At 60.6% G+C, this 23,655-nt stretch carries 21 protein-coding genes; 7 read left to right on the top strand and 14 right to left on the bottom strand.

All coding sequences use genetic code 11. The features are described from left to right. Positions 1–2: 2 nt before the first annotated feature. Genes ACA068_RS29350 through ACA068_RS29365 form a run of 4 tightly spaced genes read left to right on the top strand, consistent with a single transcriptional unit; the run spans position 3 to position 3,711 of the window. Positions 3–878, top strand: a complete 876-nt coding sequence (locus tag ACA068_RS29350; protein ID WP_497306563.1) for a metal ABC transporter substrate-binding protein — start codon at positions 3–5, stop codon at positions 876–878. Continuing rightward, positions 875–1,435 carry a gamma carbonic anhydrase family protein gene (locus ACA068_RS29355; protein WP_497306564.1) on the top strand — a complete coding sequence of 187 codons (561 nt, stop codon included), beginning with the start codon at positions 875–877 and terminating at the stop codon, positions 1,433–1,435. Before ACA068_RS29350 ends, ACA068_RS29355 begins: the two co-directional genes overlap by 4 nt. 2 nt (positions 1,436–1,437) lie before the next feature. After that, positions 1,438–2,775, top strand: coding sequence for a dihydroorotase (locus ACA068_RS29360; RefSeq protein WP_497306565.1), 1,338 nt, complete (start codon positions 1,438–1,440; stop codon positions 2,773–2,775). Positions 2,776–2,805: 30 nt separating this feature from the next. After that, positions 2,806–3,711, top strand: a complete 906-nt coding sequence (locus ACA068_RS29365) for a His/Gly/Thr/Pro-type tRNA ligase C-terminal domain-containing protein (protein ID WP_497306566.1) — start codon at positions 2,806–2,808, stop codon at positions 3,709–3,711. Positions 3,712–3,788: 77 nt separating this feature from the next. On the opposite strand, the gene ACA068_RS29370 is transcribed toward ACA068_RS29365, so the two are convergent. Beyond that, the gene (locus ACA068_RS29370) at positions 3,789–4,310 is read right to left on the bottom strand and encodes a DUF3617 domain-containing protein (RefSeq protein ID WP_497306567.1); all 522 of its coding nucleotides are present in this window, start codon (positions 4,308–4,310) and stop codon (positions 3,789–3,791) included. A gap of 133 nt (positions 4,311–4,443) precedes the next feature. On the opposite strand from ACA068_RS29370, the gene cls reads away from it, so the two are divergent. Next, positions 4,444–5,883: a cardiolipin synthase gene (gene cls, locus ACA068_RS29375; protein WP_497306569.1), complete on the top strand. Its 1,440-nt coding sequence runs from the start codon at positions 4,444–4,446 to the stop codon at positions 5,881–5,883. On the opposite strand, the gene cfaB is transcribed toward cls, so the two are convergent. From cfaB to hflK (ACA068_RS29415), 8 genes are all read right to left on the bottom strand, one after another. Beyond that, the gene (gene cfaB / locus ACA068_RS29380) at positions 5,880–7,064 is read right to left on the bottom strand and encodes a C17 cyclopropane fatty acid synthase CfaB (protein WP_497306571.1); all 1,185 of its coding nucleotides are present in this window, start codon (positions 7,062–7,064) and stop codon (positions 5,880–5,882) included. The two genes, cls and cfaB, sit on opposite strands and share 4 nt — an antisense overlap. An 84-nt stretch (positions 7,065–7,148) precedes the next feature. Further along, complete coding sequence (locus ACA068_RS29385) at positions 7,149–7,937, bottom strand: HvfC/BufC family peptide modification chaperone (RefSeq protein ID WP_497306573.1); 789 nt, start codon at positions 7,935–7,937, stop codon at positions 7,149–7,151. After that, positions 7,928–8,773: an MNIO family bufferin maturase gene (gene bufB, locus ACA068_RS29390; protein ID WP_497306575.1), complete on the bottom strand. Its 846-nt coding sequence runs from the start codon at positions 8,771–8,773 to the stop codon at positions 7,928–7,930. The genes ACA068_RS29385 and bufB overlap by 10 nt, the downstream gene beginning before the upstream one ends. A gap of 63 nt (positions 8,774–8,836) precedes the next feature. Continuing rightward, positions 8,837–9,091: a BufA2 family periplasmic bufferin-type metallophore gene (gene bufA2, locus ACA068_RS29395; protein ID WP_497306577.1), complete on the bottom strand. Its 255-nt coding sequence runs from the start codon at positions 9,089–9,091 to the stop codon at positions 8,837–8,839. A gap of 119 nt (positions 9,092–9,210) precedes the next feature. Continuing rightward, positions 9,211–11,121, bottom strand: a complete 1,911-nt coding sequence (locus ACA068_RS29400) for a cation-translocating P-type ATPase (RefSeq protein ID WP_497306579.1) — start codon at positions 11,119–11,121, stop codon at positions 9,211–9,213. Then, a complete protein-coding gene (hflK, locus tag ACA068_RS29405; protein WP_497306581.1) occupies positions 11,118–12,176 on the bottom strand; it encodes a protease modulator HflK in 1,059 nt (352 codons plus the stop codon). Before hflK (ACA068_RS29405) ends, ACA068_RS29400 begins: the two co-directional genes overlap by 4 nt. Then, positions 12,173–13,210 (bottom strand): protease modulator HflC, encoded by a 1,038-nt coding sequence (hflC, locus tag ACA068_RS29410; protein WP_219094700.1) that lies wholly within the window; start codon positions 13,208–13,210, stop codon positions 12,173–12,175. The genes hflK (ACA068_RS29405) and hflC overlap by 4 nt, the downstream gene beginning before the upstream one ends. Continuing rightward, entirely contained in the window at positions 13,207–15,165 is a 1,959-nt protein-coding gene (hflK, locus tag ACA068_RS29415) for a protease modulator HflK (RefSeq protein ID WP_497310684.1), read from the bottom strand. The genes hflC and hflK (ACA068_RS29415) overlap by 4 nt, the downstream gene beginning before the upstream one ends. A 217-nt stretch (positions 15,166–15,382) precedes the next feature. Between hflK (ACA068_RS29415) and lpdA the strand changes: the two genes are divergently transcribed. After that, entirely contained in the window at positions 15,383–16,783 is a 1,401-nt protein-coding gene (lpdA, locus tag ACA068_RS29420; protein WP_497306583.1) for a dihydrolipoyl dehydrogenase, read from the top strand. A gap of 121 nt (positions 16,784–16,904) precedes the next feature. On the opposite strand, the gene ACA068_RS29425 is transcribed toward lpdA, so the two are convergent. Further along, positions 16,905–17,378 carry an Lrp/AsnC family transcriptional regulator gene (locus ACA068_RS29425; RefSeq protein ID WP_027926238.1) on the bottom strand — a complete coding sequence of 158 codons (474 nt, stop codon included), beginning with the start codon at positions 17,376–17,378 and terminating at the stop codon, positions 16,905–16,907. Positions 17,379–17,523: 145 nt separating this feature from the next. On the opposite strand from ACA068_RS29425, the gene ACA068_RS29430 reads away from it, so the two are divergent. Next, entirely contained in the window at positions 17,524–18,153 is a 630-nt protein-coding gene (locus ACA068_RS29430) for a LysE family translocator (protein WP_497306585.1), read from the top strand. Positions 18,154–18,156: 3 nt separating this feature from the next. Here the strand turns inward: ACA068_RS29430 and ACA068_RS29435 are convergent, their stop codons facing one another. From ACA068_RS29435 to ACA068_RS29450, 4 genes are all read right to left on the bottom strand, one after another. Then, complete coding sequence (locus ACA068_RS29435) at positions 18,157–20,274, bottom strand: hypothetical protein (protein WP_497306587.1); 2,118 nt, start codon at positions 20,272–20,274, stop codon at positions 18,157–18,159. Next, the gene (locus ACA068_RS29440) at positions 20,261–21,457 is read right to left on the bottom strand and encodes a DUF3142 domain-containing protein (RefSeq protein ID WP_497306589.1); all 1,197 of its coding nucleotides are present in this window, start codon (positions 21,455–21,457) and stop codon (positions 20,261–20,263) included. The genes ACA068_RS29435 and ACA068_RS29440 overlap by 14 nt, the downstream gene beginning before the upstream one ends. Positions 21,458–21,627: 170 nt before the next feature. After that, the gene (locus ACA068_RS29445) at positions 21,628–22,455 is read right to left on the bottom strand and encodes a class I SAM-dependent methyltransferase (protein ID WP_497306591.1); all 828 of its coding nucleotides are present in this window, start codon (positions 22,453–22,455) and stop codon (positions 21,628–21,630) included. Further along, positions 22,449–23,606 (bottom strand): acyltransferase family protein, encoded by a 1,158-nt coding sequence (locus ACA068_RS29450; RefSeq protein WP_497306593.1) that lies wholly within the window; start codon positions 23,604–23,606, stop codon positions 22,449–22,451. Before ACA068_RS29450 ends, ACA068_RS29445 begins: the two co-directional genes overlap by 7 nt. Between the last annotated feature and the right edge of the window lie 49 nt (positions 23,607–23,655).

Consider the following 23,655-nt stretch of genomic DNA (forward strand, 5'->3'; position numbering starts at 1 on the left):
CGATGCGCGTTTTACTCGTGCTGTTCAGTCTGATGCTGTCGATGTCGTTGTCTGCGGCGGAAAAACTTCGGGTGGTCACCAGTTTCAGCATCCTCGCCGACATGACCCATCAGGTCGGCGGCGACCATATTCAGATCACCAACATGGTCGGTCCTGATGCCGATGCCCACACCTACGAGCCGACCCCGGACGATGCAAAAGCCTTGCTCAAGGCCAGACTCATCATCAAAAACGGTTTAGGTTTCGAGCCTTGGCTGGACCGCCTGGTGACCAGCACCGAGACCAAGGCCCCCGTCATCAGTGCGAGCCACGGCGTCATTCCGCGCTCCCTGGATGAAGACGGCGAGACCGTGCCCGACCCTCACGCCTGGCACAACCTGGCCAATACCGAGCTGTACATCAGCAACATCACCAAGGCGCTGATCGCCGCCGACCCGGCGAACAAAGCCGACTACGAACGCAACAGCCAGGCCTACCTGAAACAGATCTACGCACTGCTCGCCGAAGCCAAGGCCAAGCTCGGTTCACTGCCACCGGGCAATCGCAAGATCGTCACCTCTCACGATGCGTTCGGTTATCTGGGCCAGGCCTACGGCATCGACTTCATGGCACCGCAAGGCCTGTCGACGGAACGCGAACCTTCGGCCGCCGAAGTCGCTGCACTGATCACCCAGATTCGCCAGGCCAAGGTCAAAGCGGTGTTCATGGAAAACATCAAGGATGCCCGCCTGCTTAAGCAGATTGCCGATGAAAGCGGTGCGCACATCGGTGGCACGCTGTACTCCGACGCGCTCGCCGCGACCGGTCCGGCGAGCACTTTCGCCGGACTGTTCGAATACAACCTCAACACCCTCTACGACGCATTGAGCAAGCCATGATCCGCAAGAACCCCTCAGGCGATTTGCCACTGATTGCGGAGTCCGCCTACGTGGATAAAACTGCAATCATCTGCGGCAAAGTGGTGATCGGCGAAAACGTATTTGTCGGTCCCTACGCCGTTATTCGGGCCGACGAAGTGGATGCGTCAGGCGAGATGGAGCCGATCACCATCGGCGCCAACTCGAACATTCAGGATGGCGTTGTGATCCACTCCAAGTCCGGCGCGGCGGTGACCATCGGCGAGTTCAGTTCGATCGCTCACCGCTCCATCGTTCATGGCCCTTGCACGGTTGGCGATCGGGTGTTCATCGGTTTCAACAGCGTGCTGTTCAACTGCGCGGTCGGCGATGGCTGCGTGGTGCGGCACAACTCGGTGGTCGACGGTCGTGACTTGCCCGAGGACTTCTACGTGCCCTCCACCACCCGCATCGGCCCCACCACCGACCTGTCGCAGTTCCCACCGGTGAGCGTCAGTGCCTCGGAATTTTCCGAGGATGTAGCGCGCACCAACGTCGATCTGGTGCGCGGCTACAAAGCCCTGCAGAACGAGTTTTGACTATGAGCAGCGTGTTGATTCGCAATGCCAGATTGGTGAATGAAGGTCGGGAATTCGATGGCGACCTGCTGGTGAGCAACGGCCGGATCGTGAAGATCGCCAGCAGCATCCACGGCGAAAATGCCCACGTCGAAATCGACGCTCAAGGGCAGTGGCTAGTGCCCGGCATGATCGACGACCAGGTGCATTTCCGAGATCCCGGGGCACCTGACAAGGGTAGCTTTTTCACCGAATCGCGGGCGGCCGTGGCGGGCGGCATCACCAGTTTCATGGACATGCCCAACACCAATCCGGCAACCCTGACCCTCGCGGCACTTGCTGACAAGAAGCGTCGAGCAGCGATCAACTCCGTCGCCAACTACGGCTTCCACTTTGGCGTAAGCAACGACAACCTCGACACCGTCGCGGCGCTCAATCCCTGCGAAGTGGCTGGCGTGAAAGTGTTTATGGGCGCCTCCACCGGCAACATGTTGGTGGACGACCCGCAGACACTTGAACGATTGTTCGCCGAAGTGCCGACCATTCTGCTGGCCCATTGCGAACACACGCCCAGCATCGACGCCAATGCTGCGAAAGTGCTCGAGCGTTTTGGGGAGTACATTCCCGCCGCGGTGCACCCGCAGATTCGCGATGCCGAAGCGTGCTTTCGTTCGTCCTCAATGGCCGTGGACCTGGCCAGGCGACACGGCACCCGCCTGCACGTTTTGCATTTGACCACCGCGCGTGAACTGGCGTTGTTCGAAGACAAACCGCTGACAAACAAACGCATTACCGCTGAGGTCTGCCTGCATCATCTGCTGTTCGATGATCGCGACTACCCGAGCCTCGGCAACCTGATCAAGTGCAATCCGGCCATCAAGACCCAGGCCGATCGCGATGCCCTGCGCCAAGCATTAATGAGCAATCGACTGGACGTCATCGGCAGCGATCACGCGCCGCACACCTGGGCGGAAAAACAACGGCCCTACCACCAGGCCCCGGCCGGTTTGCCATTGGTGCAACACGCCCTGCCCGCGTTAATGGAACTGGTGGTTAATGAAGTGCTGCCGATAACTACCCTCGTGGCCAAGACCAGTCACCGCGTAGCTGATCTGTTCGCCATTCCCGACCGCGGTTATCTGCGCGAAGGCTACTGGGCCGACCTTGTTTTGATCAAATCAGAGCCAGAAGGCATGGCCGTTTCCAGGCAGCCGGTCTTGTCGCAATGCGGCTGGACGCCCTTCGCTCGCCAGCGTTTTCGCCACAGCGTCAGCACCACGATCGTATCGGGGCAAATCGCCTGGCACGACAAACGTCTTAATGACAACTGCCAGGGTTTACCCCTACGGTTTATGCGCTAACGCGCGTTTATTGCACTCGAGAGCACCGACATGATTCACATCACCCTGAGCGATGGTTCATTGCGTGAATACGACCAACCATTGTCGGTGTATGAGTTCGCCGCGAGCATCGGCGCCGGGCTGGCCAAGGCGGCCGTGGCCGGTCGGGTGGACGGCGTTCTGGTGGACTGTGAGTTCATGATCGAGTGCGATGCCCGGGTCAACATCGTCACGCCTCAAGAGCCCGATGGGCTGGAGATCTTGCGACGCTCCTGCGCATTGATGCTGGCGGTGGCCATCAAGCAACTGTATCCAAGAGCGCAATTGCACACCGGATCGGCACTGGGTGACGGCTTCTTTTATGAGTTCGCGGTTGAGCGTCCTTTGAGTCTGATCGACCTTGCCGGCATCGAAGCGCGCATGAGGACCCTGGCAGCAACCAACCATTCGATCCGGCGCAGAAAGCCCTCAACCGGATCGACGCCCCCGGAAAAGTCATTGCCCTACCTCCTTGGGGACTTCGAGTGTATGTCAGTGGGGCCGCATGTCCCCGCAACACGGGTGTTGCAGGCATTCGCGCTCGATCACATCAGCGGCATCGCGCCACAACGGATCTATGGCACGTGCTGGCCCAGCCAACAGGAACTGGAAGACTGGCGGGCGCCGCCGCACGTGATCATCGTCAGCATGGACGAGCGCCAGGCTGATTACGCACAGTCGGTGGCCGAGGCGTTGCGCCGGGGTGGCGTGCGCGCTCGTGCTGATCTGCGCAACGAGAAAGTCCGCCACAAGATCCGCGAGCACAGCCAGCAAGTGCCGTATCTGGTGGTGATCGGGGAGAAAGAAAAAGCAGGTGGGTTTGTCAGTGTGCGCAGCCGTACCGGGGAGGATTTTGGCAGGATGGCGGTTGATGCGGTGTGTGAGTGGTTGAGGTCAATAGGTATTGCGGGTGTCTGAAGCGACGCCATCGCTAGCAGGCTAGCTCCCACAGGATACACACCGACCCTGTAGGAGCGCGCCTGCTCGCGAAGCTTTTAAGCTCTCGGCTTAACCGTCCCGCAATCCTGTCCCAGCCAAACCGCACGGGTATCGAGGCTACCCTTCTGCTGAATGCCGGTCGCATTAAACGTGCCGTTGACCTTGGTGGTGAACTCACGATCACTGAGGAAGGTGGCGACGCCGGTACCCTGCGCTTTCGGGCAGCTGAAACGGAATTTCCACTGATTACCGCTGCGGTCAGTGATTTCCTGTTTGCAACCCGATTGTGGGTCCGTCAGCGGGATATTGTCTGACTTCACTTGCTCCGGCGTCAGGCACGCGCGAATCCCCTTTCCGCCCATGGTGATGCCCTGCTTCTCCAGCTGCGCACGCTGTTGCGGGGTCATCTGGCCCTGCAACTGACCGAGGATCAGTTGCAAGTCCGGTAGGTTCTGGTCATCGACCTTCATGTTGCTCGTGGTCAACTCCCACAAACCTGGCTGCAGCATCTGCGCCTGAGCGGCCACAGGAAGTGCTAAACCTAAAGCCACGGCCAAACCCAGCAGACGAACGTTCATCGAGTAACTCCTGATCAGTAGTGGCCGTTAGACGTCAGCCACAGGCTTCAGTTCATGGGCCAATTAAATAGCGACATTCTGCACGGAACATGGTCTGTTAAGCATTGAATCTTCAGGAGCAAGGCTGCCCCCCATGGATTACTTTGGACCGCACATTTTCGGCTACATGATTGCACTGCTTCATACGCTGGGCCTGATCGCAGCCATCCACGCCGTACTCACCGTCCGGACCGCCCAGGGAGCTATCGCCTGGGCCCTGTCGTTGATCTTCATGCCTTACCTCACGCTTATTCCGTATCTGGTCTTTGGCCGCAGCACCTTCGATGGCTACATCAAGGCGCGGCGCCAGGCCAACGAGGAAATGCGCAAGGCCATCTCCGAGCTCAACTGGCGGCCTTGGGTAGAAGAGGCGCTTACCGCACGCGCCTCCAACGCCTACGCGTCCCTTCGGGCGATGCCGAAACTGGGGCGCATGCCGTGCCTGGCGAACAACGAAGTGCGCTTGCTGATCAACGGCCAAGCCACCTTCGACGCGATTTTCGAAGCCATCGACAACGCGAAGGAAGCGGTGCTGATTCAATTTTTCATCATCCACGACGACCGCCTCGGCCAGCGCCTGCAAACCCTGCTGCTGAAGAAAGCCGCAGAAGGCGTGGCGGTACACTTGTTGTACGACCGCATCGGCAGCCATTCCCTGCCCCACAGTTACGTGCAACCGTTGCGTGACGCCGGCATTGAGGTCAAAGCCTTCGCCACCCGCAGCGGCTGGCTCAACCGCTTCCAGGTCAACTTCCGCAATCATCGCAAAATTGTCGTGGTCGACGGTATTCTGGGCTTCGTCGGCGGGCATAACGTCGGCGACGAATACATGGGCGAGAAACCGCCGCTGGCGCCCTGGCGCGACACCCACGTCCGCGTATGCGGGCCGGTGGTGGCCTGCATGCAGGAATCGTTTGCCGAGGACTGGTTCTGGGCGGCGCGATCATTGCCGCCGCTGATTCTGCCGGACGTGTATCCGGACGACGGCGTGCTCTGCCAATTGCTCGCCAGTGGCCCGGCCGATTCCTACGAAACCTGTTCATTGTTCTTCGTCGAAGCCATCCACGCGGCGACAGAAAGGGTGTGGATCACCAGCCCCTACTTCATCCCCGACGAAGCCGTATTCGCTGCGTTGAGACTGGCCGTTCTTCGAGGCGTAGATGTGCGGCTGCTGCTGCCCTCACGGCCGGACCACCGAATCGTTTACGCGGCCTCAAGCCTCTATGCCTTCGAAGCTGTGCACGCAGGCGTGCGAGTGTTCCGGTACGCGCCGGGTTTCCTGCATCAGAAGGTGGTGTTGATCGACAGTGAAATCAGCGCCATCGGCAGCGCCAATCTGGACAACCGTTCGTTCCGGCTCAATTTCGAAGTGATGTTGCTGACCGTCGACAGTGCGTTTGCCGCCGAGGTCGAACAAATGCTCAATGATGACTTCGCCCAGGCCCACGAGATCGCTAAAGAAGAAAGCCGGGAGACCCGCCGCCTGCAACAGGTCGGCATGCGGATCGCCCGGCTTATTTCACCGATTCTTTAAGGGTTATAGATGTCGTCGCGCGTCCATGGCAGTTCATGACTGCCATCGGCATGGGCTTTCACCGCGAGGATCTGGTGCAGGTTGATCCAGCCTCGGGCAAATGCATAAGCGCATCCGGCCAGGTACAAACGCCAGATCCGCAGCGCCTGTTCCGGAACCAGTCTGGAAGCCGCGTCCAGATTGTCCTCCAGCCTCTCGCTCCAATGGTCCAGGGTACGCGCGTAATGCAGGCGCAGACTCTCGACATCGACAATCTCCAGCCCCGCTTCGCTGATCTCGGCGGAGATCATTGACAGGTGCGGCAGCTCGCCGTTGGGGAACACGTACTTCTCGATGAAATGCCCGACACCGCGTCCAACCGGACGGCCATCAGTGTGCTTGGCGGTAATGCCGTGGTTCATCACCAGACCGCCCTCTTTCACTGCGCCGAACAAGGTCTTGCAGTACTCGGCCAGGTTAGCGTGGCCAACGTGTTCGAACATGCCGACGCTGACCACTTTGTCGAAGCGCCCGTCTTGAGGCAGATCGCGATAGTCGAGCAGTTGCAGTTCGACCAGATCATCCAGGCCTTCGGCGGTCACCCGTTCACGGGCCAATGCCAGTTGTTCTTTACTCAGGGTAATCCCGAACACTTTTGCACCGAACTCACGGGCCGCATACCGGGCCAGCCCACCCCAACCGCAACCGACATCCAGCAAGTATTCACCTGGTTGCAGCCGCAGCTTGCGGCACAAGTGGCGGAATTTGGCTTGCTGGGCTTGCTCCAGCGTTTCACTGCCGGTCTCGAAATAGGCGCAGGAATACGCCATGTCGCTGTCGAGCCACAGCTGATAAAACGCGTTGGAAAGGTCGTAGTGGTAGGAAATCGCCTTCGCGTCGGTTTCCTTGTCGTGGAGGGTGCGCAGTGGTTGACTGTCTTGGTCACCGAGCAATGCCTGGCTCCATTCATCGCAGACGCGTATCACGTCGCTGATGGAGCCTTCGAGTTCAAGCTTGCCTTCGACAAACGCTGCTCCGAGCGCGTCCAGGCTGGGATGAGTGAACTGGGTAACCATTTGTGGGTCCTTGACCACAATAGTGACGCTGGGCGTCGGCCCCAGGTTGAATTCATGGCCGTCCCAGAGTCGCAGGCGTAGCGGTAACTGCAGATTCTGTAAGGCCGGTGGAAGTTGCGCGAGCATGGAAAGTCCCCCTTGTTTCAGACGTCTGATGTGAGGGTAGACCATCCTGGAAAAATAGCTGGCTATCGATTTAATAGCCTTTTTTCATGATTCGCGGCGCTGTAACCAGCCGTCGTGAATCCACTGCTTCAACCATGTAACCGCGTGAAGTGGTGCGCCCTCTCCATAGATGACTGCTAAATCGGAACACAGTTCAGCAAAACTCCAGCCGTGCTGAAACATACCTTTTAGAGCGGTTGCTTCGTCAGTTTCGAGGCTGCGATAGTGACAAACAAGTTCGTTGCGCCAGATGACGACCACTTGGGGCACTTGCAACGCTGAGCTCCCGGGAAATTCACTTTCGTCTTTCGCTGCACGCCATAACGTAACGCTATTGTGAGCACATTCAAGCCATTGCACGGTGGTACTCGGACTGACACGCAGCGAAGGCCAATGCTCAGGTGGCAGGGCCGCCATCTCCAGAAGTGTCAGCGGCGCACCTTCAGGCGCATCGAACGCGAGGGTGAAAGCCCACTCAAGGGCCGCCAGCTCCGCAAGCGCTGCGCTTTGTTCAGGCACCAGATGTTGGCGGATGAACGTTTCAAAACCTTTGCCCAACCACCTCAAACTGAAATGTAATGACGGGGATTGGCGAATGTAAGCCGCGGCGATCTCTTCAAATTCATCGTCCCCCAACCAATACAGGATCGCCGGATAGTCGCCGCGCAACACTTCCTGAAGCCGTGCTTGGTAAGCGTTGTGATAGATCGCCAGGCCAGTGTCCACATCCAGCGTCGGACCGCCGATCAGGCTCGCTCCCAGCGTCGCATTGGCTACCGGTTGCTTTCCCGATAGATAGTTTTCAAAGGCCTGTTGCCATTCGTTCAGGCGCATTTCGTCCTCCGGGCCAGCACGCTGTCACCCAGCTCCCGGGCCTTTTGCAATTCGGTCAGCAGTTCTTCAAACGGCGGCAGGTGGTCATCGCGCTCCAGCAGCGTTGCGACCGGGCCGAGGTGTTCAAGGGTTTGTTGATAGAGGGTCCAGACCGGATCACTCACCGGATGATCATGGGTGTCGATCACGTAGCTGCCGTAATCGCTGTGGCCCGCCAGGTGCAGTTGGCGAATCTTGTTCGCTGGCAGGCCTTGAATGAATGTCCAGGGATCGAAGCCGTGATTGCGCGAGCTCACATAGACATTGTTCACGTCCAGTAACAGCTCGCAGTCGCTGAGCCGGCTAAGGGCTTCCAGGAATTCCCACTCGCTGAAATCGTCGCTGGCGCCGCGCACATAACTGGAGACGTTCTCCAGCACCAACGGCCGCTGCAAGGCGTCTTGAACCTGACGCACGCGGCCAGCCACGTAATAAAGGCTTTCTTCGGTGTAAGGCAATGGCAGCAGATCATGAAGCTGATGAGCATTGCCGCGGCTCCAGCACAGGTGATCGGAGATCCACGCTGGCTTGACTCGTTCAGCCAATAATTTGAGTTGGTCCAGATAGTCAGGATCAAGGGCATGAGGCCCACCGATAGACAGGGACACGCCATGCATCACCACCGGATAACGCTCGGCGATGGCATCGAGGTAGTACAAGGCTTTTCCGCCCTGAACCATGAAATTCTCGGAGACGACTTCGAACCAGTCCACAGGCGGAGACTGCTCGAGAATCTGTTGATAGTACGCACTGCGCAAACCCAGGCCGTAGCCCAGGCAAGGAAGGGGTGCAGACATTGGCGGACTCCTCACAAAGTGGCCGCAGTGGCGTACACCACTGCGGCGGCAGGCGGTGGTCGGTTACTCGCCGACCTTGCCACCTGCCTTCATGCATTCGGCCTGAGTCATTGCCTTGAAGCCGTGACCTTTGCAATCACCCTGGCCCTTGCAGGCATTTTCTGCAGTCTTGCAGTCGTTCATGCCTTTGCATGAAGTCACGCCGTAGCAGTGAACCTGCGCAGCGTCGGCGGCTTGGGCTTGAGTGGCAACACCGGCAAACAGGGTTGCAGCAGCGAAGGCGAGAGCAGCACCGGCGGTGGCGTTTTTGAAGTTCATTTTTATATCCTCGATAATCGTCAGGGTTGTCGGCTGGACAGTTTGTTCAGTCCCGACACAGCACTAGAGAGCGCTGCCCCAACGGCGTTACAGAGGATGTAAAAAAAGTTTCAGGACGCCTAAAGCCCATCCTTCAACTTGAGCAATGGCTCTTGAAAGCGCAGCAGACGCCCCGCGTTACCGAGCACCAACAACGTACTGAGGTTATGCAGCAACGCTGCAATCATCGCCCCCGCAGCACCGAGCCAGCCGAATGCCGCGAACGCGACAATCGCCAGGGTCCAGCCCAGGCCAATGATCACGTTGACCTGCAAGGTATGCCGGCATTGGCGACTCAACCGGACACAGGTTCCGAGGCGACGCAGGTCGCTGCCGATTAGCACAATGTCCGCCGACGCCAGCGCGATATCCGCACCTCCCGCGCCCATGGCCACCCCCACGACGCCAGCCTTGAGGGCCAGCGAATCGTTGATGCCATCCCCCACCACCATCGGCCGGAAACCGTTGTCGATTTCCGCCAGCACGCGGTTGAGTTTGTCCTCAGGCAGTGCCTGCGCTTCAACATCACTGATGCCGACATCGCGTGCCAGCGTGTGCGCGACGCTTTGCCGATCTCCGGTGAGCAGCAACTGGCGACCCAGACCCAGTTCACGTAATTCGCTCAAGGCAAAACGCGCCTCGGGTTTGACGCTGTCGGCCAGCAGCAGCCAGGCCAGGAATTCGCCATTGAGTGCCAACCCGGCAATCGGTCCATCGTGTTCGGGTACGGCCGAAGTGGCGATGCCCAACTGCGCAAATAACTCTGGGCGGCCGAGTGCAGCTTCGCCCTGCTCCGTCATTGCGACGACGCCCAGACCCTGGCGCTCGTGGATGTCCGAGAGCAGCAGGAAATGCTCCTGCGTGACCAACCCGGCGAGCGCACGGCTGACCGGATGACTGCTGGCCGAGCCGAGGCTGGCGGCGAGTTTCAACACGTGGCTGCAATCCTCCAGCGGGCTGTCGATGGACTGCAAGCGCAAGGTGCCAAACGTCAGGGTTCCGGTCTTGTCGACCACCAGCGACGTCAGGTCCGCCAACTCTTCCAGAAACGCCGAGCTGCGAATCAGAATCCCGTGCCGCGCCGCCACCGCCACGCCGGCAATCGCCGTGGCCGGTGCCGATAACACCAACGCGCAAGGACACGCCGCCACCAGCACCGCGAGCATCGCCTGGGCATCGTTGGTGACAAACCAGGTCACCGCCGCCAACAGCAACACCAACACCATGTAGCTACCGGCGTAACGTTCGAGCAAACGCGTGATCGGCGGCTTCGAACGCTCGGCGCTTTGCATCAGGGCAATGACTTTACCGAGGGTCGATTCGTTGCCGGTGCGTGTCACTTCGATGCGCAGCAGGCCATCGAGGTTGATCGCCCCGCCAAAGACCTGCATGCCGACACCCGCCTCGATCGGCACCGACTCACCGGTGATCGAGGCCGTGTCGAGGCTCGCCTGACCGGACAACACCCGACCATCGGCCGGCACCCGGTCACCCGCACGTACCTCGACAATGTCGCCGGTTTTAAGTGTGCCGTTGTCGACTTCGACGATGGCACCGTCGGCCTGAACCTTGCGAGCGTGACTGCGGGTCAGTTTGCCGAGGGCGCGAATCGCTTCCTGGGAACCGATCACACTGCGCTCTTCCAGTACGTGGCCGAAGATCATGATGATCGGCAGCAACGCAGCAGTCAGCAGATCACCCGTCGCCCAGGCACCGAGCATGGCGAGGGCGATCAGCTGATCGGTGATCCCGTGCAAGCTCGGATATCGCAGGCTGTACCACGCCGAACGCATCACCGGCACGGCCACCAGCAACGAAGCAAAACCCAACAGCAACTGACTGACGCCCGTCTGCTCCGGTGACAGCCAGCGCCAGATCAACCCGAGGCTGAGCAAGCCAAGGGCAAGCATGGCCAAGGTCAATTGGCGTGCAGCGCTGCGTTGTTCCGCCGAGGACAACAGGCTGGGTGCGGCGTCGGTTTGGGTGGTCATTGCGCGGCTCCCTGAATGATCAGACGGGAATCGTCTTTCGGGTTGACCGTCGTCACCGAACCGGCCTGGCCGAGAATCTTCGGCAGCCGTTCACGGTAAATGCGCAGCAACATTTGTGGGTCAGTGCCTTGTTGTTGCGCCTTGGCCAGGCTCAACACCGTGGCTGTATCGGCCGAGGCTTTGGCCAGCCGCTCGCTCGCCTGGGCGTGGGCGACTTGCAGCGTTCGGTCGCCTTGTTCATTGGCGGTCTGGGTCAATTTCTCGGCCTCGGTGCGCGCATTGGCGACGGCTTTGTCGGCTTGCTGACTGGCGGTCAGCACTGCGTTGAAAGCGTTCACCGCAGGGCCGGGCAGACTCGATTGCACGTCGACTCGGGACACTTCGATACCCAGTCCCTGCCCCGTCGCGGACAGCCCGGCAAGACGTTGATTGATGCCTTGCACCAAATCACCACGCAGACGTTCGCGGCGTTCTGCCGCCTGATTGTCGGTGCCGATCAGCTCCGGTCGCGCCACCAGAATGGTGTCCAGGTCTCGCGCGGCGGTCAGTGCAACGGCACTGCGAGTCACCAGCCGATCGAGTGCCGGCAGCACATGTTCACCTTGAAGCACGAAGGCGTAAGGTTCGGTGACCTTGTAGAACACCCGCACATCCAGTTGCACCACGCCCGCGTCACCGGTCAGCAAATAGCCAGAGCCAGCGAGTGCATCGCTCAGCGGTGTAGCGAAAGACGCCACCCGATCGGCCTGCAAGGCAGCATCGCTGCGAAGCAGATTCTCCACCCGACGCTCGATCACCCGATCAGCTGCCGGCAACAAAATCACCTGTTCAAAGGGGCGCGGCCAGGCCAACAGCAACCCGGCATTCTGGATGCGATCCAGCGCGCCGAAGTGCAGGACCACCGCACGGTTCTGTGGATCAATCTGACGCACATTGGAGAATGCCCAAGCTAACGCAGCCAGAACTGTCACGCCGTAAAGCGCCAAAAAAGCCAATCGCCCAGCCTGAATCCAGGGGCTACTTAACTCATGTGTTCCACGTGGAACTAAATTCATGGCTGCGACCCGGACTTGTTATCGAGGGTCGGCGGGCCGTCAACCAACACCCGGAAAGGGGCGGCATCGGTGCGCAATATCAGTTTGGTGCCCGGGGTGACGATCGTGCCCAAGGTATCGAGGGAGCGCAGCAAGTTATAAAGCTGTGGCGAACCGGCGTAGGCGCGACCGTAAATTTGCGCGGCCTCGACACGGGATTGAGCCTCGATATCAGCAGCTTTCACCGTCGCATCGGCTTGCACGATTCGCGCATCTCGTTCGGCGGCGGATCGGATTTGCGCAGCTTCTCGCTTGCCGATGGCCGTGCGCTCGGTAGCGATTGTTTCACGCTCGGCGCGCATGCGATCGACGGTGGCGGTGAGCGTCACCGACGGCAGGGTCAAACGCTCGATGCCCACTTGCAGCACGCGAACGCCATACGTGGTCAGCAACTGCTGATCGATCTGTTTACGCAACTGCGCTTCGAAGTCGGCAATGTGCACCTGATTGGCGTCGGTGTTGACCAGGTTGGCCAGATCGAAACTGCTCGCGGTGGTTTCCAGTGCCGATCCCACAAACGTGCGAATCTGCCGCGCCGCTTCGTCCGGCTGATTCTGCACGGCGCGCATAAAGCGCTGCACGTTATCCGGGTCGCCCTGTACCTGCCACGCCACGTAAGCCTGAACAATGATGCGCAAACCGTCCCGCGTGCCCACATCCTGCAATCCGCTGGAGGTGGTACGCAGCCGCAAGTCGACCGGAATGGCCGCTTCAAACGGTGCCGGCCAGCGCCATCCAAGACCCGGCTCCAGCAACACCCGCGAAGGATTGCCGAAGCGCGTGATCACCGTGGCCTCCCCCGAGCGAACTTGCACCAGACTCGCTGCCGCGATGGCGAATGCAACGAGCAACGCCGCCCAACCCATGCGCCGCCACGGGAATGGCCCGGCTTCTTGTGGATCACCGTGATGATGGTGGTGACCATGGTGATGTCCGCCATGGCCGTGATCGTGGCCGGCGTGGTCATCGTGATCGTGAGTATGCGACTGGCTCAATTGGCAGCTCCCGGCTGAGCGCTATTGCGCGGCGACGCAGGATCAGCCGGCAGCGTGAAGGTACGTAGGTCGATGGTCGGCGCATTGTTGCTGCCGCCCAGACGATGATCGAGCACCAGCAATTTGGCGTTGGCCAGGCCTTGCGTGAGTTGGCTGAAATACTGTTCCAGCACGAACGCCTGGCCGGCGCTGGCATACGCTTTTTGTTCGGCGGTGAATTTCAGATCAGCCGCCTTGGCGGTGGAATTGATTTCATGGGCACTGGCCGTCGCCTGATCGCGGGCGATGCTGGCCAGCAATTGCGCCTGATTGGTCGCCTCCGTTGCCGCCCCGCGCTCACGCGAGATCAATGCCTGGGCACCAATCTGCGCCGCCTGAACTCCGTGATAAGCGTTGGCTGCACCGGCCGGCGGATGGATCGCTTCCACCACCGTGGCAAGAATTTCCACACCGCTGTCGAGCTTCTGCAGATCGGATTGCACGGCGCGGCCAATCTCTTCGGCCAGCCCTACCCTATCTTCGCCGAGCAAACCATCGAGGGTCCGCGAGGCAAAGTCGTGAACCAGGATCCGGCTGGCGGTGCTGCGAATCAGCGTCGGTACATCGGCGCTGTTGTACGTCGCGGCCAAGGCCGCTTGATCGGTCAGACCGATGCGATAGACAAAGCGCACGTCCATGTTGACGATCTGAAAGCTCTGCTTGTCGGCACGGCTGCTGGCGATGACCTGAGATTTGTCGTTCACGTGGCTGGCGTCCCACAAGCGATTGGCAATTGCCGGCGCCGGCCCTTCCGCCGGTTCCAGGACGACCCGCGCCGACGTTTCGCCAACGCTGGTCGCCAACTCGTGAACCACGCCGTTTTCAACGTTCAGTACCCGACCCAATGGCCACGGCAAACCGGCGTGCAAACCAGGACCGAACACCTCAACCGGTTTACCGAAACGCTCATAGATGCCCCGCCCTTGCAGGGGTATTTCGTGAACGCCGGTGAGCGACCACCCGACGATCGCCACCACCGCCATCACCGGCAAAAACGCTCGACGCATGTAGGTGAAGGCCCAGATCTGCCGCAGGTCGATGCCGAAGCGTTTATGCAGTTCGTGCTGCAACGCCAGCAACGGTTGTGGCGGCCAGCGCAGCATGTCGGCGACAACACTTCGTGCCAGCAACGTCGGTTCCAGTTGTTCACGGCGAGGACTGAACAACGACAACATAGCGCGTAGCAGCAACTCGGCCGCAACCAGTCCCGGCAGCAACCCGATCAACACGGCAAGGCGTACCGGCCAGACCGAAGTTTCGCTGCCAAACAACAAACACAACGCGCTGAGCACCAGGCAAATGATCGCCACCCGGCTCAGTTGCGCCAACTGCCCCGCTTCAGGCCACTCGGCGACGTTTTCCTGGGCGAGCTGACGCTCAAGCACCAGCAAACCGAAAGCCAGCAACAGCGACAGCGCGGCGCCGACGCTCGTCGATACTCCCGACGCAGCGGGCGGCAACGCGAGGTTCCAGAATTGGCTGATGCTGTAGATCGCCAATAGCGCCCAACCGGCGAGCCAGAGGGTCGGTGCGCCGATCTGCCCAAGCATGCGCACCCAGCGCTGACTGAGCCGCTCCAGCAGTCGCTCATACCAGCCTTCGGGAGCAACGGTTTCATCCGAAACCACCACTGGCAGCGGTGGGTTCATCGCTTGTGCGCGCCACTGAGTCACCCACCATGCCGATTGCAGGCCGGCAATCAGCACCAGCAAACCAGCGCTCTGATTCACCAGCAACGGGGCCCACAGCGACAGCGGTGCAAACAGCCCGACAAAGAACGCCAATAAGAACCCGACCGCCGCCAGGGCACTCAGGCCGATGGCGAACTGACGCAATCGCCGCCCTTGAAAAACCGCCTGCTGAAAGCGCGGCAGCCCGGCTACCTGCGTTCCATCGACATCGAGATCGACTTGCATACCACCCCAGTGCTTATCATTGGCCACATCGCAATTCGTTACGATATAACTAAAGTGGTGAAATTTTTGTATTAAATCGCTCCATCTAAAGATGCCCAACCTGTCGCTACGCCGAAGCCTTGACCGAAATAGTCACAAACGCACATATTACGTCCGTAATTTTAATCGAAGGCTACGGTTACCCAGCCCATTTCCCTTTCAGTCCAGGAGTACATCCATGAGCACTTATGACGTCGTGATACTGGGCGGTGGCCCTGGCGGTTACAACGCAGCGATCCGCGCAGGACAACTGGGCTTGAAAGCAGCCTGCGTGGAAGGTCGCGCGACGCTCGGCGGCACCTGCCTCAACGTCGGTTGCATGCCGTCCAAGGCGCTTTTGCATGCCTCGGAACTCTACGACGCGGCCATGGGGACGGAATTCGCCAACCTGGGCATCGAGGTCAAACCCACCCTCAACCTCGCCCAGATGATGAAGCAGAAAGATGAAAGCGTGACCGGGCTGACCAAGGGCATCGAATTTCTGTTTCGCAAAAACAAAGTCGACTGGATCAAAGGCTGGGGCCATATCGACGGTCCGGGCAAAGTGACGGTGACCGACAGCCAGGGCGACAAGACCGAACTGAGTGCCAAAGACATCATCATCGCCACCGGCTCCGAGCCCACTCCCCTGCCCGGCGTCGAGATCGATAACAAACGCATCCTCGATTCCACCGGGGCATTATCGCTGGCCGAAGTGCCGAAGCACCTGGTGGTGATCGGTGCCGGCGTCATCGGCCTGGAACTGGGCTCGGTGTGGCGGCGCTTGGGCGCTCAGGTGACGGTGGTCGAATTTCTCGACCGGATCTGTCCCGGCGTGGATGGTGAGGCGGGCAAAACCCTGCAGCGCTCGCTGAGCAAACAGGGCATCAGCTTCAAGTTGAACTCGAAAGTGACCAGCGCCACCCCCTCCGCAAACGGCGTTCAGCTCAGCGTAGAGCCCGCAGCTGGCGGCACCGCCGAGCTGATCGAAGCCGATTACGTGCTGGTGTCCATCGGCCGCCGCCCTTATACCCAAGGCCTGGGGCTGGAAAACGTCGGGCTCACCACCGACAAGCGCGGCATGCTCGCCAACAAGGGCCACCGCACCGAAGCTGCGGGCGTGTGGGTTATCGGCGATGTCACGTCCGGGCCGATGCTCGCCCACAAGGCCGAAGATGAAGCCATGGCCTGCATCGAGCAGATCGTTGGCAAGGCGGGCGAGGTCAACTACGACCTGATCCCCAACGTCATTTACACCAAGCCTGAACTGGCCAGCGTCGGCAAGACGGAAGAGCAGCTCAAGGCAGAAGGTCGCGCCTACAAGGTCGGCAAATTTCCCTTCACCGCCAACAGCCGGGCGAAGATCAACCACGAGACCGAAGGCTTTGCCAAAGTGCTGGCAGACGAGCGCACCGACGAGATTCTCGGCGTGCACCTTGTGGGGCCGAGTGTCAGTGAAATGATTGGTGAGTATTGTGTGGCGATGGAGTTCAGTGCTTCGGCTGAAGACATTGCGCTGACATGCCATCCGCATCCAACGCGATCCGAGGCGTTGCGTCAGGCGGCGATGAATGTGGAGGGGATGGCGACGCAGATGTAAGCCTGGAGAGTGATGGAGTCTGGACTATCGCTATCGCGAGCGGGCTCGTTCCCACACTGGTTTTGTGAACGCCACAAATCCCCTGTCGGAGCGAGCCTGCTCGCGATTGGGCCGACTCGGTCTAAAGCGGCAAATGCCCCAACGGCAACGCCCCCGGCGTCTTCACCGTGTGAATCGCAAAGTTGCTGCGGATGTCACTCACGCCCGGCAATTTCAGCAGTCGCTCCGTGAGAAAGCGGTCATACCCGCGCAAATCCGGCACCACCACTTGCAGCAGAAAATCCGATTCCCCTGACACCAGGAATGCCGAAATCACCTCCGGCAGTGCCGTGACGGCCACGCGAAAAGCTTCGGCCTGTTCATCGTTGTGGCGCTCCACCTTGACCCCGACAAACACCGTCAGCCCAAGCCCCACTTCGTCACGATCAAGATTGGCCTGATAGCCGCGAATCACGCCGGCCTCCTCCAGCATCCGCACCCGGCGCAAACAGGGGGAAGCAGACAATCCGATCTCGTCGGCCAATTGCACATTGCTCAGGCGCCCGTCCCGTTGCAGGGCGGCGAGAATCTTGCGGTCGTAGGCATCCAGTTTCATGGCTTGGCAGATCCTGATGGTTTTATCGTCACAAAGTGGCAGGTTATGCCAATTACCAAGCGTTTAGAAGCTGACTTTGCAAGCACCTGTCCCGCCCTTCAACCCTAGACTGGCGCTACCAAATCGACAACGAATGGGGTGCAACGTGGAAGGACTCTGGCTGTTTTTCATGGCGCTGGCGGTGGTGTATTTATTGCCCGGCCCGGACATGATTTTGCTGCTGCAGACCGGCGCCCGTCAGGGCAAAGGCGCGGCGTTGGCGACGGCGGTGGGCCTGGGCATTGCTCGTGGATGTCATGTGGCGCTGGCCGCGTTAGGGCTGGCGGCGCTGTTCAAAGCTGCGCCGTGGACCTTCGATGTGGTGCGCCTGGCGGGTGCCGCTTACCTGCTGTGGATCGGCATTCAGTGCCTGCGAACCACCATGTTGCCGAACCTGAATGGCGGCAATGCCCCCCTCGAACAACCTCGCTGGCAAGACGCAATCCAGCGCGGCTTGCTGACCAACCTGCTCAACCCCAAGGCGTTGCTGTTCTGCTCGGTGTTATTGCCTCAGTTTATCAACCCTCACGCCGGCCCTGTGCTCGCGCAATTTGCGGTATTGGGCATGCTGCTGGTCGGCGTCGGGTTGCTGTTCGACAGCGCCTACGCCTTGACCGGCGCCGCACTGGGCCGCTGGCTGCAACGCAGTCCCTCGGCCCAGCGCCTGCAACAGTGGTTGTTCGGCAGCCTGTTGATCGGCTTCGCCGTGCGGCTGACCTTTGTTCAACAGGCCTGAGCCTTACTGCACTTTACGGCGGCGCCGGTTGATCAACACTAACGCCGCGGCCGTCACCGCGATAACACCACCGATCTGCAATGGCCACTTGTACGGCCGCAGCGCCGAACGGGCGGCGTCAGTCGCCTGGGTCACATATCGTTTGCTGACATTCTCGAAGTCGGGATACGGGCACTGGTGACCGAAATCCACCGCCCACTCCACGTAGGGCCCTTCTTTGACATAGCGCTGGTACAGCGCACTTTGGTCTTCAAGGCTGCTGTTCCACCCCGCCGCCGAACACAACACTGCCGCAAAGGCCTGGCTGGTGTGAGGCAGGTTATCGGCGGCGCGATTGGCCAAGGCCGTGGCGACGAATCGATAGTGGTAGCGCTCGTCGGGCTGCGCAGCACTGGCTTGCTGGCGCTGGACTTCACCTTCGGCCACCAATGGACCGACCTTGAGTTCAGCCGTCTCCAGGCTGTAATTGCCGCCAAACGTGGCGTAGTCCGGGGCCATTTCATAACCCAGGATGTCCATGCCCCACTCGCGTGCCGTCCAGGCCGCATTAAACAGAGCGGCGGCGCGTTTGGTTGGCCACCACGCCGCATCGGCCAACTGCCGCTGTTGCGCATACAGCCGGGCTTTTTTCTGTAGATCGGGATTGTCGAAGTACACCAACGCTTCGTCGTAGCGCTCCTCGCGCAGCAACCGACGCCCGAGCAGATTGCGCAGTTGCGCCGCTACCGGCAACGGCACGTAGTTGTCGCGATCCTGCTGGCTGAGCGCTGGCGGCGCCGGCACCTGGGTGTCGACGTAATGCTTGAGCTCATCAACGGTCAGCACGCGCTCGGCAACGGTCGCGGCATCGAACCAATAAATGCTTTGGCTGCGATAAAGCTGATCGAACGCTTGCAGGTAATCCCCGCGTTGCAGCGCCAGGATCGCGCTTTCACCCTCGACCCGGCACTTGGGCTGCAGGCTTTCGAAATCGTAGTCGGGCGTGCGTCGCTCGCCCCACGACTCGTTCTGCGGGAAGGCCTGGGCCGCCTTGGCATACGCCGCAGCCGCCGCGTTTTTGTCGCCCTCACGCAGCGCCAGTTTCGCCCGCAGCCACCACGCCAGACCGCCGTCCCCGGCATGCTCAAGGAACGCTTTGGCGCTGGTGTAATCGCCCTGTTGATAATTCATCGCCGCCAGTCGGTCAGCGTTGTCCAGACTGCCGCGCGTGCTGCTTTGCAGGAGTTTGATCAGCTTCAGCTCATTTGGCGGTTGATCACCGAATGACCAGCCCAGGCGACTGATCAGCGACGCTGTCACCAGTTGCTGCACCGGTTTGCCCTTGAGCAACTCGGTCAACTGATCCTCAGGCATCGCCAGCAGATCCGCCATCAACAGCTTCAGCGAGGTGTAACCCACCGCCGAACCGTGGCGATTTTGCGTGGCGTACAGGTTGATGGCGCTGTTCCAGTCGCCAGCGGTGCGCGCCACGCGGGCTTCCTCGCCGAGGCTGGCGACACCGAGTTCCAATGGATCGCTGAAGCCGTCGATGTTCAGCTGACGGGCCTGCTCGAAGGCTTTTCGCGACTGCCCCAGCAGATCGGGCGCTGCGTCTGCTTCGGCGCTCAGGGCAAACAGCGTCCGGCCTAATGAATAAGCGGCCCAGGTGCTGCGCAATGCGCGTTGATCCGCCGGCAGCGCCAGCACTTTCTGGAAGTACTCGGCGGCCAGCGCATGATCACCGGCGTTGAACGCCACCGCACCCGCCAGATAGAACCGAAGCTCGGCCGGCAGGCTCGCGCCCTGAGTGTCGACTTGATGGGCATCGGTCAGCGCGCGCAGTTGTTTGACCAGCGCCTGCTGCTCCACCGTCAACCCGGCCTGCTCGGCCTTGTCCCGCTGCTCAGCGTAGTCGGTCGCCTCCAGGCTGTAAGGGGACGTCTCGACGTTCTTGAGCCCTGCGATCAAATGCCCAAGGCGATTGATCTCGAATTGGAAGTTGCCTTCCGGCAGCTCCGCCAACGATTGGGCGCGGTTGTCCAGCAAGCGCATCGGGAAGTCCGGCCCGCAGGCCAGCGCCGAACCCAGCGGCAGGCTGAGGCTCAGGCAAAGCACATGGCGGGGCCAGTTACGGGTGAACATTCAAACCTCCTTGATCAATGTGTGCGCAGCGAGCCCAACCGATGGCGCGCTGCTCGCCGGCCGGTATGCGGCCGTCACGCAAGCGGGTGAAGGTAAGCAGATCCGGGCTTTGTTGCAACGCATAACCGGCCAGCGCGTCGGCGCCATCGCAGCCCCGAACCGCCAGTGTCACGCGTTCGGGCCAGGCGTTGTCGAGATTGCCTTGATTGCTGACGCTGATGTCGTAGAGGTCGTCTTGCGCGATGAGTTTCACACTCAAGCGACTATCGAGGGCATCTCCGCGAGCCACGGCCCTCAACGTGTTCAGGCTCCAGGCCCGGCGATCACCGGCCAGCGGCAGGCGAAACCAGATCAGGCCGGCCAGATGCGCCGGTGGGTCGGCGCGCAGCTCGGCGGCGAGAGCGCTCAGCTGCAAGGGGTCCGCCAGCAATTCCTGACGTTTGCCGGTGCGCTCGACCGGCACTTCACTTTCAACGACTGGCGCACCGCTGGCGCCCGGCAACAAGGCCACGCCATAAGCGGGCAGCGCCAGGTAAAAGGGTTTTGAGGTGATGCGGCCCCAGGCGTTGGCCCATTGCCTGGCCTGATCGGGGTCAAACAAACCACGACGCGGATCACTCACCGCATGCACCTGCAACACGCTGCTGTCGACGGTCGCCAAGAGTGCCGGCAATTCAGGGCTGTCGAGCCAGGCCGGCAATGCGGTGATGCTTAACCGCAACGAGGTGGGCAAAACCGCGCGCAGGTGCGTGAGGAATTCGCGGTAAGCCGGCAGTCGAGCGTTACCGGCGTCGTGGTCGATTTCCACGCCGGAGAGCGTCAGCCCCTGCCCTTGCCAATCGCTGAGCACTTGCTGGATGTGCGCCGTGACGTCGTCCTGATCCAGCGCCTTGAGCTGGCCATCGAGGCGAATCACCGCAATCAACGGTCGGCCATCGCGTTTGAGCAGCGCCGGATCAATCCGCGCCCGGCTCCAGCCCGCCTGGGGAAACGCCTGCAAGGCCAGTACCCGCAAGGTCGAAAAGTCCGCGCGGCTGTCTTGCAGTGCGGCGTCATGCGCCGATGTCCATTGCCGTTGCCAGACGTAGAGTTGCTGATCGAGGGGTTGCGCGTCGTGTTGCTCGCAACCGTTGAGCAGTACCAGCGCGGCAAGTACCACCGCCAGTCGAACAAAAAAATCCATGAATCCCCTTTCTCTGTAGCAGCTGTCGAGCCTGCGAGGCTGCGTCCGGCTGCGCAGCAGTCGTAAACCCTGAATGCACGGTTTGCCTGAAACACCGCGTCGCCTGATTTTACGACTGCTGCGCAGCCGAACGCAGCCTCGCGCTGCTCGGCAGCTGCTACAGAGAGTGCCTACACCGATGGCTTGCGAGCAATGATCACCTGACTTTTCGCCACGACCGCGTCCAGCGCCTGTTTGATTTGCGCGCCACGGGGCGACGCCAGAATGGCCTGCCACGTGTCGGCCCAGTGGTTGAGCAGCGGGTGGTCGGGATTGCTGAAGTCGACCTTGGCTTCCCAGAACAACAGCATCCACATCGACCAGTAAAACCCGTACTGACTGTGGCTGAGCACTTCCAGGCCAGCGTCGCTGACCATTGCCTTGAACTGCTCTTCGCTGATGATGCGAATGTGGTTGGGCTTCTGGAAATACTCGGGCGCCGCGATGTCTTTTTGCAGGTCTTCGGAGCTTGGGTGCGGGACGCTGAGCAAATACAGCGCACCCGGTTTGCCGACACGAACCAGTTCAGCAAGGAACTGCGCCGGATCATCTACGTGTTCGATGACTTCGGTGGACACCACGCGAGTAGCCGTCGCATCGGCAATCGGCAGCGGGTTGCAGTCAGTGACGTGGCATTCGACGTCACGCGCCGGCGTGTCGCCCAGACGCTGACGGGTGGCTTCGACCTTGGCCGCATCGATGTCGGCGATGATGATCTTCGCCCCGCGCATGCCGCAGAAATGCACGTTGCCGCCATCACCGCAGCCGACGTCCAGCAGCGTGTCCTCGGCGGTCACCGGGAACCCGGTGAACAGCTCGCCGGTTTGCTGATTGAACCAGCCGCTGAGCATCGCGTCGTGCAGCCCGAGCATGTATGGATCGACCTTCTCGACCTTGTCCGCCACAGGCGCCGCGGGCGCGGGCGTACCCGCCGTGAGTTTCTTCAAAAGGCTCAGCATGAGGTAGCTCCAGAGGTTTGGGCGGCTGTTCGGGACGTGCCCAGGCGTTTGACCAGCGAGGCACCGCGGTTACGCATGGGCATTTCGATGAAGCGGTAGTTGAGTTCGCTCAACAAGGCGATCAGCCCGCCAGCAATCATCAGCGTCAGGATCGGATGGCCGCCGGGATTGGGCAGACCAGCGCCCTGCAAGCGGAAAGTGAATTCGCGCACCAGCAAATAAGCCGGTATGTGGATCAGGTAGATCCCGTAAGAGCGACTGCCGACCCACGTCATCAGGTTCTTGAACACGCCCCGTGGCAGCAGGTAGTCGCGATTGTAGGAAGCGATCCAGACCAGCACCGCGCACAACACAGCAATCGTGCCGATGCGGTAATGGGTGAACGTGAAGCGATCCGTCGCCATGAAACTGAGCACCAGCGACAGCACGACCAACGCCGTCACACCGGCCCATGGACGGCGCAAGAACGTCGGCTCCCAGCGCAGGTACGAAGGTTGCGCACTCCACATCGCCAACAGGATGCCAAGTGCCAGCGCATCGGTGCGAACCACCATCAGGATCGGTGTGCGCAACGTGAACAACTGCACCGCGACCAGCGCCAGCAAGGCCCAAACCAGGTGCTTGCGGAAGATCAGGATCAACAGCGGAAACAGCACGTAGAACTGCTCCTCCAGCGACAGGCTCCAGTACACGAAACTGGTGCCGTATTCGTAGTTATAGAAACTGTCGGCGAAGCGGAAGTTGGCGTACTGCGCGACCCCGGCCAGGGTCGCCTGAAGGTTGGCGTGCAGGGTGCCGAACGCCCCGGAGCGATTGAGAAAAATGCAGCCCAGCAACATCAGCGCCAGCCACAACCATGCCGACGGCAACAACCGAAAGGCCCGGCGCAGCCAGAAGTTGCGCGTCTGCTGCCAGTATTCCTGGCGCGTGCTGCAACCTTGCAACGCCGGGATCAGGCTGCGCGCGATGACAAACCCGGAAATGGCGAAAAACAGATCCACGCCCCACCACGGCTGACCCCACGCGGTGATGGCTTGCAACAGCGGCACCGGGGCCGCAAACAGGCTGTCTTGCAGGTGATGAAACAACACGCCGAGCACCGCAATGCCGCGCAACAACTCGATGTCCATGATCCGTCTGTCGTTACTCATGTCGTCCTCCTGGACGTAGCTCCGTTATCCACCCCATTCAACACTGCGC

The organism is Pseudomonas sp. LBUM1660 (assembly GCF_059695935.1).

Coding starts and splice junctions, on each gene's coding strand:
- ACA068_RS29350 (WP_497306563.1), top strand. CDS start 3: ATGCGCGTTTTACTCGTGCTGTTCAGTCTGATGCTGTCGATGTCGTTG.
- ACA068_RS29355 (WP_497306564.1), top strand. CDS start 875: ATGATCCGCAAGAACCCCTCAGGCGATTTGCCACTGATTGCGGAGTCC.
- ACA068_RS29360 (WP_497306565.1), top strand. CDS start 1,438: ATGAGCAGCGTGTTGATTCGCAATGCCAGATTGGTGAATGAAGGTCGG.
- ACA068_RS29365 (WP_497306566.1), top strand. CDS start 2,806: ATGATTCACATCACCCTGAGCGATGGTTCATTGCGTGAATACGACCAA.
- ACA068_RS29370 (WP_497306567.1), bottom strand. CDS start 4,310: ATGAACGTTCGTCTGCTGGGTTTGGCCGTGGCTTTAGGTTTAGCACTT.
- cls (WP_497306569.1), top strand. CDS start 4,444: ATGGATTACTTTGGACCGCACATTTTCGGCTACATGATTGCACTGCTT.
- cfaB (WP_497306571.1), bottom strand. CDS start 7,064: ATGCTCGCGCAACTTCCACCGGCCTTACAGAATCTGCAGTTACCGCTA.
- ACA068_RS29385 (WP_497306573.1), bottom strand. CDS start 7,937: ATGCGCCTGAACGAATGGCAACAGGCCTTTGAAAACTATCTATCGGGA.
- bufB (WP_497306575.1), bottom strand. CDS start 8,773: ATGTCTGCACCCCTTCCTTGCCTGGGCTACGGCCTGGGTTTGCGCAGT.
- bufA2 (WP_497306577.1), bottom strand. CDS start 9,091: ATGAACTTCAAAAACGCCACCGCCGGTGCTGCTCTCGCCTTCGCTGCT.
- ACA068_RS29400 (WP_497306579.1), bottom strand. CDS start 11,121: ATGACCACCCAAACCGACGCCGCACCCAGCCTGTTGTCCTCGGCGGAA.
- hflK (WP_497306581.1), bottom strand. CDS start 12,176: ATGAATTTAGTTCCACGTGGAACACATGAGTTAAGTAGCCCCTGGATT.
- hflK (WP_497310684.1), bottom strand. CDS start 15,165: ATGCAAGTCGATCTCGATGTCGATGGAACGCAGGTAGCCGGGCTGCCG.
- lpdA (WP_497306583.1), top strand. CDS start 15,383: ATGAGCACTTATGACGTCGTGATACTGGGCGGTGGCCCTGGCGGTTAC.
- ACA068_RS29425 (WP_027926238.1), bottom strand. CDS start 17,378: ATGAAACTGGATGCCTACGACCGCAAGATTCTCGCCGCCCTGCAACGG.
- ACA068_RS29435 (WP_497306587.1), bottom strand. CDS start 20,274: ATGTTCACCCGTAACTGGCCCCGCCATGTGCTTTGCCTGAGCCTCAGC.
- ACA068_RS29440 (WP_497306589.1), bottom strand. CDS start 21,457: ATGGATTTTTTTGTTCGACTGGCGGTGGTACTTGCCGCGCTGGTACTG.
- ACA068_RS29445 (WP_497306591.1), bottom strand. CDS start 22,455: ATGCTGAGCCTTTTGAAGAAACTCACGGCGGGTACGCCCGCGCCCGCG.
- ACA068_RS29450 (WP_497306593.1), bottom strand. CDS start 23,606: ATGAGTAACGACAGACGGATCATGGACATCGAGTTGTTGCGCGGCATT.